Annotated in this window: 9 protein-coding genes; 1 reads left to right on the top strand and 8 read right to left on the bottom strand. The window is 39.2% G+C overall.

Annotated elements, in window-relative coordinates:
- Positions 1 to 124: 124 nt before the first annotated feature.
- Genes OQX63_RS22555 through spt form a run of 8 tightly spaced genes read right to left on the bottom strand, consistent with a single transcriptional unit; the run spans position 125 to position 9,455 of the window.
- Entirely contained in the window at positions 125 to 1,414 is a 1,290-nt protein-coding gene (locus OQX63_RS22555; RefSeq protein WP_265853054.1) for a DUF4833 domain-containing protein, read from the bottom strand.
- Positions 1,415 to 1,424: 10 nt separating this feature from the next.
- Positions 1,425 to 3,968 carry a DUF5686 and carboxypeptidase-like regulatory domain-containing protein gene (locus OQX63_RS22550; protein WP_265853053.1) on the bottom strand — a complete coding sequence of 848 codons (2,544 nt, stop codon included), beginning with the start codon at positions 3,966 to 3,968 and terminating at the stop codon, positions 1,425 to 1,427.
- On the bottom strand, positions 3,969 to 4,343 hold the full coding sequence (locus tag OQX63_RS22545; protein WP_265853052.1) for a GtrA family protein: 375 nt from the start codon (positions 4,341 to 4,343) through the stop codon (positions 3,969 to 3,971).
- Positions 4,344 to 4,345: 2 nt separating this feature from the next.
- Complete coding sequence (locus OQX63_RS22540; protein ID WP_265853051.1) at positions 4,346 to 4,801, bottom strand: phosphatidylglycerophosphatase A; 456 nt, start codon at positions 4,799 to 4,801, stop codon at positions 4,346 to 4,348.
- Positions 4,801 to 6,126, bottom strand: coding sequence for an inositol-3-phosphate synthase (locus OQX63_RS22535; RefSeq protein ID WP_265853050.1), 1,326 nt, complete (start codon positions 6,124 to 6,126; stop codon positions 4,801 to 4,803). The genes OQX63_RS22540 and OQX63_RS22535 overlap by 1 nt, the downstream gene beginning before the upstream one ends.
- A 19-nt stretch (positions 6,127 to 6,145) precedes the next feature.
- A complete protein-coding gene (locus OQX63_RS22530; protein WP_265853049.1) occupies positions 6,146 to 7,135 on the bottom strand; it encodes an NAD-dependent epimerase/dehydratase family protein in 990 nt (329 codons plus the stop codon).
- Positions 7,132 to 8,253, bottom strand: coding sequence for a hypothetical protein (locus OQX63_RS22525; protein ID WP_265853048.1), 1,122 nt, complete (start codon positions 8,251 to 8,253; stop codon positions 7,132 to 7,134). The genes OQX63_RS22530 and OQX63_RS22525 overlap by 4 nt, the downstream gene beginning before the upstream one ends.
- Positions 8,250 to 9,455: a serine palmitoyltransferase gene (spt, locus tag OQX63_RS22520; RefSeq protein ID WP_265853047.1), complete on the bottom strand. Its 1,206-nt coding sequence runs from the start codon at positions 9,453 to 9,455 to the stop codon at positions 8,250 to 8,252. Before spt ends, OQX63_RS22525 begins: the two co-directional genes overlap by 4 nt.
- A 540-nt stretch (positions 9,456 to 9,995) precedes the next feature.
- Here spt and OQX63_RS22515 point away from each other — a divergent pair.
- Positions 9,996 to 10,892, top strand: coding sequence for a helix-turn-helix domain-containing protein (locus OQX63_RS22515; RefSeq protein ID WP_265853046.1), 897 nt, complete (start codon positions 9,996 to 9,998; stop codon positions 10,890 to 10,892).
- Positions 10,893 to 10,924 lie beyond the last annotated feature (32 nt).

Raw genomic sequence — 10,924 nt, 5'->3', positions numbered from 1 at the left:
CCTATCGAGTTAGATTTAGCTTCGCTGAGCACTTCGTGGTTCTCGGCTCCGTTGCACCCGATAGCTATCGGGTCCGCTCGAAATGACGAACTTTGTGGGAACGCCACCCGCAAAACGCCCTCCCCTACACCTTAATCCTTTCAACTAATACTTTCGAAGGTTCCGAAGCATCAAAACCTTTTATTTCTACATATTTCACATTCGGGAACCAAAACGTCCCGCCCTCAATCCGGAGGAATATCCTTTCCATCTGCATTTTTTTATTATTAATGGTGGCGAAAACATGATATTTTTTATCTGTACCAGATTTATTCAGGTACATCGGCAATTTTTTATGTGAGGTAAAGCGCAGTTCGAACTGGCCATTCCCTAAGTTTTTGCTGATTATACCATAGGCAAACTTCCGTTGAATATAACTCAGTTCTTTCTTTTCACCCTTGTCGCCGTAACGTATCCAAAACACATTTACGGGTTGTTCTTTATTCACTTCACCATGTTTATCTACATTTAACTGGCAGATAATGGTATTGGTATTCGGATCACGCTGTAAATAAAACAATTGATTGCTGATATCTTTTGGCGTTGGAAATGTAATTGGAGAAGGATCTGATCCCTGCGCATTCGCAGTAAAAGAAAGTGTTCCGGTTAAGCTTCCCATTAATACCAAACCCGCAATTAAGGCCGCTTTGTTGTTTCCTTTTCGCTCGCTAAATTCTTGCGCTTCCAGGCCTTTTTTGGCTTCCTGTAAACGTTTAACAGCTGTGATATTAGTCAATACGGCCATTAAGGTAATTGGCATGGTAAAAATCGACATGGTTTCGAATACATGGAAAGAAATTCCAGGCACATATAACTTGTAATTGCCACCAATAAAATGGCCTGCAATACCACATGCAATAGCGAATACACCAATGGTTACCACCCGCTCTGGCCGCTGCATTAAACCGCCTTTACACTCAACACCTAATCCCTCGGCCCTCGCACGGGTATAACTCACCATCATCGAACCGATTAATGCAATAAAAGCAAACAACGAACTCAAAAAGTAATGATGTGCCACCAGGTAATAACAGATACCTAAAAACATAATCATTTCGCTATAGCGATCGAGTACAGAATCGTATAAAGCGCCAAACTTCGAACTCATGTTGCCCAATCGCGCTACCTGACCATCAAGCATATCAAACAAACCCGCAAAAAGCACCAATGCTCCTCCCCAACCGATGTAAGACATGTCGCCACGATTCGATTTTTCGGCACCGAGCACAAAAATAACGGCCACCCCAATATTCAGGATTAAACCAATAGTTGTTACGGCATTAGGTGTTAAACCGATTTTGATCAATCCTTTTACAAAAGGATTAATTACTTTATAAATGCCTAGCTGCAGGCTGTCCCTTAGATTTTTTTCCATAGTTTATCTCTTAAAAATCAAATTTTACCCTTGCCCTTATTCCCCATTCTGAAACTTCCGGATGATTGAGGTAGTTGAACCGTTTCACCAGATCTACCCGCAATAATTTAAAGATGTTGCCTACCCCAACACTTCCTTCCATATAGGGTTCATTGCCCAATGCATATGTTCTTTGTGCGCCGTTTTCGTAAACTGGCAACTGATATAATCCCGATTGGAAATTAGGATTATTTTCGTTCCTTAACCCTCCATACAAAGCTTTAAACGACACCACTTCCCTCAACTTTAATTTTTTGATCAATGGCACTTTATTAAAAAAGAAGCCATTAAAATTATGGTCGATATTGATGCTTACATAATGATCGCTCACAAACTCCAGGAAGTTCATCAGGTTATAAGAATTGAGTTGATAGGCATAAGTTTGGTTGGCACGGTGGATGTCCAATAAAGGAAAAGGTACTTTCCCGGCAATATAACTGCCCTCTACAGTAACATCGCTATAACCCAACTGCGATAAATAAAAGCGTTTATCGATACTGCCCAATAGGTTGTGGTAATTGTATTCGCCTCCAAGCACACCTTTTAAACCTGCGGTATAACGCAGATTAAATACCGGATAACGATCGGCTATAGGTACACGGTAAATTTTGCCCTGGTAAAATTTTTCATTCGGGGCGTACCTGAACTGTACAGAAACCTCGCTGGTGGTTAAGCGGTTTACCAGCTGGTTATTTTCATTTAGGTAATTTAATCCGCCGGCTGGTGTCTGACTCCATTTTTTAAAACCCAGGTTATAAGAAAAATGGTTTTCGAACTCTTTCACATAATCTAAACGGTAAAAATCGTTATACAACAACATATCATTTACCCCGCGTTTAAACGAGAGCAGAAAATTATCTTCCTGCACAAACTGCAGTTCTTGTCCGGGTATTTTGGTATCGCGCTGAAAACTGGCCCTAATGTAGTTTTGGGGAAACTCGTAGATCGATTTATTATTTAATGAATAAGTTCCGGAAAGGAAAAACTTCCATTTCTCATCTTTTATACCATAGGCTAAATAATTTTCGAAATAGTATCGTTTGCTTAATTCGGGCGTTGTTCGTCCGCCAAACCGCAGCCTTAAACCTTCTACATTATTAAAGCTATAAAATGTATTTACAGGACCAATTTCGTAAGGACCAAGATTCTGATAACCTGCAAATAAAAGGGTAACGATTTTCATTGTCCGCTTAAAAGACGGCAGATTCTGCAGGGTATCAATATTGCTATAAATCTTCAGCTGGTTGCTGGAAATGGTATCTAATCTGTTTTTCTCCCAAAATTTATCGTCTTTTTTCGCTGCATCAGCCAATACAACGGTGCTTTTTCCCTGAAAAATAGTATCGGGCAGCACCGTATCAAACTGGTAATCTTTAAAAGTAACGGTACGTTCACCTGTAAAACCAATTCCTTTGTTTTTTCCAAGACCAAAATCGGCCAGTAAATTGCTTTTGCTCAAACTGTATTTGCCTTTATTATTCGGCTCAAAATTCAGATCGATTTTTAGTGCACGTACAAAATTGAGGTTGATATTTTTGTTTACGCCGAAAGAGGCTCCGGTAACAGCATAATGGCTATCATTGGTGACATAAATTTTCCCTTCAAACAACATATCGTTTGTATTGCGGGGGGTAAAAGACAGCTCTATAATTTCAGGTTTCTGCGTTTTGATGGTATCGGTAATGAAAAACTTATAAAAAGCAGGTGCACCATCAGCAATCGGGCTTAAAAACTCGTTACTGATTACGGAGATATTGTTTTTATAAATATCAATATCCTGATACATCCTATCGAAATAGGTTTTCATTCCCTTATTATCGATGTAGCGGCTGTCGAATTGGACCTGTTTTTCTCCGATTATGATGGTTTTGTTCTTTTCTGGATTTTTGCTCAGGTAGCTATCAGCCAGTTTTTCCTGAATATAAATCGGAAGAAGATTTTTCCCACCTATCAATGTCGGATCCTGCTCCTGAAACAGAAACTGATAGTTCTTGAACATTCTTTTATTCTTAAACTTATCCGATACATTACTCATGGAGAAGAGCATTTTTTCATATTGCCTGAAAGAAACGGTATTATAGCTCTTAATGCGGTTTTCATCTTTGTGGGCAATTACCTGGCGGATCAATTCTACTGCCGGATTATCTTTGTTGCGGTATCTTACCTTTTTACCGCCCACAATAACCACTTCATCCAAGGCCCTTGAATCGGGTACCAGCGCAACATCAAGTTCTTGCGTTGCGGCAGGAACGGTATTTTTAAAAGCGGTACGATAGCCTACATAATTGAAGCTGAGTTCGCTTTGTGGGTTTGGAGAAACAAGGATATATTTCCCATTTGTATCGGTCTGTGTGCCAATCTGCGTATCTTTAAAGAAAACCGAAACATTGGGCAGCGTTTCTTTGGTAACCGCATCGCGTACGGTACCAGATACAACAGTTCTTTGGGCAAATGCATTTACCTGCAAAATAAAACAGAGCGTAACGAATAATAAAAATGAATAAATCGGTTTCATTTAATTGGAAAAAATAAACTGCTTTTGCATGATATAATTGTAGCTTATGCCCGTTAAAACGGAGCTCAAAACTTTGGCGAGTACGTAATTGAGACTAAAAAAATGGGTGAGCGTAAATACACCTGCGGTTACAAGGATCAGATTGCCTGCCCATACCAACATATACCTGAATACTTGCCCTTTAACATCCTTCGATTTGCTTTCAAAAACCCATTTACGGTTCACGTAAAAATTAACCACACCACCCGAAATGGTACCGATTATGCTTGCTGCCAGGTACCACAGTCCGAAAAGGTTTACCGCAATAATGGTGACACCAAAATCGGTTGCAGAAGCTATTAAGGATGACGCCTGTGCTTTTAAGTAGGTAAGCATGTTTAAAAAAATTCAAAAACCATTACCAGTTGCAGTATAATATTTGCATAAATTCCAGCCAGCACATCATCAGCCATTACACCCCAACCACCTGGCAATTCTTCTAATTTGCGGATGCCAAATGGTTTCAGAATATCAAAAAACCTAAAAAGAACAAGCCCAATAAGGGTATATTGCCATTTTAAAGGCACAAATAACAGGGTAATGCACATTCCCGCCACTTCATCAATCACTACCCTGTTATGGTCTTTACCCCAAATCTCTTCTACCCGGTCGGCACTCATGATCCCGATCATTACGATGAACATGGTAAAAAGTATTGGCCATAAATATGGGTTGGTATAAGGGCTCTGGAAAAGGTGCCAGCAGATGCAGGTTGCTATAGCAGCATAAGTGCCTGCACCTTTGCCGATATACCCGATTCCCAGAGCCGTTGAAAGAAATTTATGGATAAACACTATACCGTTTCTATCAGTTCTTCTTCGTAATCCTGACCTAAATGGGTGATCAATTCTTCGCCCATGATGTAACGTAGGGTATTTTGAAGTTTCATTAACTGTTTAAAGATGTCGTTTTCTGCAGGTACACCCGGGATGGTTTGTGGCGATTTCAGGTAAAATGATAACCATTCCTGTATACCCGAAAGATTTGCACGTTTAGCCAGATCGATAAACAATGCAAGGTCTAATACAATCGGCGCGGCCAAAATCGAATCGCGGCAAAGGAAATTGATTTTGATCTGCATTTTGTAGCCTAACCAACCGAAAATATCAATGTTATCCCAGCTTTCTTTATTGTCACCGTGAGGGGGATAATAATTGATCCGGATTTTGTGGTACATTTCGCCATACAAATCAGGATTAACCTCTGGCTTGAAAATATCTTCCAACACACCCAGTTTAGATACCTCTTTGGTTTTAAAGTTATCCGGATCGTCTAATACCAGACCATCACGGTTGCCTAGAATATTATCAGAGAACCAACCGTTTACACCTAACGAACGTGCCGCTAAACCAGGTGCCAAAATGGTTTTCATTAATGTTTGACCGGTTTTAAAATCTTTACCTGCAATTGGGGTATCGGTTTCTTTAGCCAATTCAATTAAAGCAGGAATATCAACCGTTAAGTTTGGTGCACCGTTAGCAAACGGAATTCCTAATTTTAATGCCGCATAAGCATAGATCATACTTGGTGCAATGCGCGAATCATTATCTCTTAGACCTTGTTCAAATGCAGCAAGCGATTCGTGCACTTCTGATGCTTCAAAATAAATTTCGGTAGAACCACACCAAACCAGTACAATACGGTCGCAGTTGTTTTCTGCTTTGAAATTTTTAATATCTTCCATTACAGCCAAAGCCAGTTCGTAACGGTTATCGATATCTTTTACATATTTACCATCCAGGTTTTTTACATAATTCCTGTCGAAAGCTGCACGCATGGGCTTAATGGCCTGTAATTCTTCGCGTACATCTCGCAAAAGGTTGGCATCCAATACGCGGGCATTCAATGCTGCTTCGTAAACGTTATCTTCGTACACATCCCAGCCACCAAAAACTAAATCTTCAAGGCCAGCCAAGGGTACAAAATCTTTAATTTTCGGTTGTTTATTCTCAGTTCTTTTGCCCAAACGGATGGTGCCCATCTGTGTTAACGAACCGATCGGTTTTGAGATTCCTTTTTTAATTGCAGCAACTCCGGCAATCATCGTTGTTGCTACAGCGCCTAATCCTGGCATTAATATTCCTAGCTTGCCTTCGGCTGCTTTAACTTGTTGTTTCATTCTATTTTTATTTAAAATCTTATAACCAATTATGTTTACGGTACCAATCAATGGTTTCATTTAATCCCTCTTCCAATCCGAACTGGGGCATAAAACCAAAATCTTTCTGAATATTTTTAATGTCGCAGCCCCAGTTAAGGGCAGTGAGTTCTTTTATTTTATCCACATTTAAAGCCGGAATCTTATTGAAAGTGCCATACAACCGTTCCATCCCCCAGGCAAGGCCTTTAATCATTTGCAAGGGCACATTTACAATCAATGTGTTTTTGTTTAAAGCCTTGCGCACATAAGCAGCCAACGCCGATCGGTTATAAACTGCTCCATCAGATACATTGTAACTTTTACCAACCACATCAGATGCGAGTGCATTTATAATGATATCGGCCAAATCGGTGGCGTACACAAAACTTAATTGCTGTTCCTGTTTGCCTATGTATAGCTCCAGCCCTGCTTTAATCGTTTTAATTAATATGAAAATGTCTTTCTCGCGCGGTCCGTAAACGGCTGTAGGCCTGAAAGTAATCAATGGCAGATTCTGAATCTGGGCCAGATATGTTTCGGCAAGTGCTTTGCTGATCCCATAATTGGTTACCGGATTTGAAGCCCCATTATCGGTGAGTTTTTCATTTTTTTTATTCAAAGGCCCCAGCGCAGCCAAACTGCTGATAAATACAAATTTCTTTAGGCGATATGTTGATTTCGATGCGGCTATCGCTAAATTCCTGGTATATATGGCATTGATCTTATTGTAATCGTCCAAATTCTTTGCCTTTGTTACTGCAGCTGCATGCACAATGTAATCGTATCTTTTTTCTTCTATATTTTCTTTTAACAGGTATATGGATGAAAGATCAAGGCTAACATAGTTGATCGGAAAATCTTTAAGATGTGCTGCAGCGGCTGAATGACGTACATTTGCATATACCTCCAATCCATTGGCTAAAGCAGATTTAATCAGGTGATAGCCTACAAACCCCGTTGCCCCAGTAATCAACAACCGCTTTTTCATATCGCTTTCTCTAAAATCCTGTATTTACGGTACAACTTGCCACCAATATCTTCAATAGGCTTATTAATCAGATCGTTATGATCCAAAGTCCAGCTAGCCTCCGCATATTTCATGTTTTTAGCTTTGAAACGTTTAATGATGCGACCATAAAGACAGGCTTCAATCCCCATTTTACGGTAACCATCAACCACGCCGAGCAATAAAATACGGATGCCATCAATTTTCTTTTTATTGGCCAAAAGTTTGATCAAACCTGTTGGAAACAACCTTCCCCGTTTAATTTTAATCAGAATCTGATTGATATCGGGTATAGCCAATGCAAAGCCTACAATCTTGCCGTGCTGCTCAGCCAGGATACAAAATTCGGGGTCGAGGATCAGTTTCAGGTCGTTTGCCGTATAGTCAAATTCCTTATCCGTCATTGGTACAAAACCAAGGTTTTTATCCCATGCTTTATTATATACTTCCCTCACCGCATTACATTCTTCCTTGAATTTCTTCATGTTGATTTTTCGGAGAATGATATCGTTCCGCATTAAGCGTTCCTCTATCCTATCCAGTAGTTTAACCGACCTTTCGCTATAATTGCCGGCGGTGTAGCGATAGGCCCGTAAATCGACATTTTTCTGAAACCCGATTTGTTCCAAAAGCGGCAGATAATATTTGGGATTATAAGGCATCATGGCTACAGGCGGCCCATCAAAACCTTCAATGAGCAAGCCGCATACTTCATTGGTAGAGAAGTTTACCGGGCCTAAAACCTTGGTCAATCCCTTTTGTTTTAGCCAATCCTGTGCTGCTTCAAAAAGCGCTTTAACTACTGTTGCATCATTGATACAATCGAAAAATCCAAAAAAACCGTCTTTTGATTCGTAGACTTTATTATGATTGTTATTGTTGATTGCGGCAATCCGTCCTACTATTTTACCTTCATCATAAAGCAAAAAAAGCTGAATTTCAGAATGCTCGTAAAAAGGATGTTTACCTGGTGTAAGCAGATCGCGTTGGGCGATAAAAAGCTCAGGCACATAATTTACATCTCCTGCATACAATTCGTGCGGAAAATCTACAAATGCGGCTAACGCTTTTTTATCAGAAACCTTTACCAGTTCTCTCATGATTGGCTTCCCACTAATTCTACATTAACAGCCTTAAAAGCTGCACTTAGTTTGGCTATGGCCGATTCAATCTGATCGAAAGTATGCGTGGCCATTAAAGAGAACCTGATCAAAGATGAATCTGACGGCACTGCTGGAGAAACTACCGGATTTACAAATACACCATTTTGTTGAAGGATATTCGTAATCATAAAGGTTTTGGTATTGTCGCGGATATAAATGGGAATAATAGGGCTATTGCTGTGCCCGATATCAAAACCAGCATCGAGTAAAAGTTTCTTTGCATATTCTGTATTGGCCCAAAGTTGATCAATCCTTTCAGGCTCTGATTCGATTATATCCAGTGCAGCGATCACACTGGCCACAGCAGATGGCGGCATACTTGCGCTGAACATGAGTGAGCGTGCACGGTGTTTAATATATTCGATGGTTTCGGTATTACCCGCAATAAAACCTCCCAATGAGGCCAGCGATTTGCTGAAAGTGCCCATAATAAGGTCAACATCCTCTGTTAGATTGAAATGAGATGCCGTTCCTGATCCATTAAAACCGATTACACCAAGGCTGTGTGCATCATCCATCATAATATTGGCACCAAATTCGTTGGCAATTTCCACCATTTCAGGAAGGTTAACCAAATCGCCTTCCATACTGAAAATCCCGTCAGACACAATCAGTTTTGCGGCATCTTCAGGTAAACGGCTTAATTTCCGGCGAAGATCCTGCATGTCATTATGCGCATATTTAATGGTACGCGAAAAGGCCAAACGGCTACCATCTATAATAGAGGCATGATCGTATTCATCCAGCAAAAGATAATCGTTACGATCTAACAAACAGGATATTACTCCTAAATTCACCTGAAAACCAGTACTAAAAAGCACGGCAGCTTCTTTGCCTACATATTCTGCCAGGCGGTTTTCCAATTCGAGGTGGATATCGAGCGAACCATTCAAAAACCGCGATCCTGCGCAGCCCGTTCCATATTTTTCGATGGCCGCTTTTGCAGCTTCTTTTATTTTAGGATGATTGGTTAAACCTAAATAGGAATTTGAACCAAACATGAGTACCTTTTCCCCGTTGATCACCACCTCAGTATCCTGAGCAGATGATATCGACCTGAAATAAGGGTATAATCCTTTTTCTTTTATCACCGCCGCATCCTTAAAAGAGGCAATTCTATCTTGTAATTTTTTACGCATGCTGAACACTTATATTTCAGTTTTTAAAACCCTTTTCTGATAGCTTGGCCTGCACCCCAATTGCTACTCGTATAAATTAAAATTCGACGACGTAGATTAAGGACACATTAACCAAACGATTTGATCACACAATTTTAACGCGGAATTGAAGCCTAAAAAAGGTTCAAATGTGGGATATATTGGTCAAAATGTGGGATAAACAAAATGTGACATTCAGATGAATTGACTAATTGACATTCTGACTTTTATTATAAAATAGTAAAAAGGTTAAAAACAGCAAAAAAAGCATTAAAAAACACATAAATAACTGTATTTAAGTATATTAAAATATTTAAAATTCTTAATCAAAAAGATTAAAATCAATCAGAAATTAGTCATTTTAAAAAATTATGCTTGCAAAAATGATCTTGAACATTACATTTGCGGGTACAAAATCCGACAGATAAAGGGCAAAAACTATCCAAAAAAGGATGGATGAAATTGTAGTGTAAAAGATGATTGAATCTGTTAAGAAATTATTAAAAAACACTGACCGATTTTATGCAACAAGAGTTACTCCATAAAACTTTTTCAGAAAAAAAACATGAGGAAGCGCTTTCTTTAAACGATGGCCTGATGGCGAAAATCCACCATAGCACTGATCCCCATTATTGCAGTTCAGAGCCTTTCCGTATATCGAGTTATGCTTTAATTCTGATCACAAAAGGAAAGATGAACCTGAAGATAAATTTTGTAGAACATGTATTAAACCAAAGGGATATTCTCCTCATTTTTCCACATGCCATTTATGAGATTAAGGATAACAGCGATGTTTCTTTTATCAGCATCCACTTTAACAAAAGTTATTTAAAAACCAAGGGCGTATTCTTTAATAGTGGAGAAGCTTATAGAATGTTCCAGAACGACCCTACTCATAAATTTTCATTGTCAAAAGAGGAACATACATTCATTTATTATGATATGCTTGCCCTGCATAAAAAACTGAACGTATCTAAAGATACTCCACAGATTAAAAACATCGTCCACAACAGCTTTCTGGAACTACTGTATGACCTGTTTCTATTAAAAAACAAACAGAAAGATTCATTGCCTTTTGTGCATGATAGCAAGACAGAACTTACCAATAGGTTTTTGTCATTGGTATCAGAAAACTTTAAGAAAGAAAAACGCGTAACTTATTATGCCAACTGTTTACGCATTACACCCAGGCATTTATCGCAGGTGGTGAAACAGGTAACAGATAGAACAGCAGGTAAAATCATTGATGAAATGGTGATCAGGGAAGCAAAATTGTTGCTAACCAGCCATGTGATGAATATTTCGGAGGTAGCCATGGAACTGCGCTTTAGCAACTCCTCTTTTTTTGGAAAGTATTTTAAAAAACAAACAGGGATTACGCCTTCTGAGTATAAAATGTCGAATAACATTGCGGTTTAAACAGATGAATCGTCAAATTCAGTTTTTTATCA

Origin of the sequence: Pedobacter sp. PF22-3 (assembly GCF_026239555.1) — a bacterium.
GTDB lineage: Bacteria > Bacteroidota > Bacteroidia > Sphingobacteriales > Sphingobacteriaceae > Pedobacter.
The sequence above is the reverse complement of the archived record's forward strand: the minus strand, read 5'-3'. Positions and strand labels throughout refer to the sequence as shown.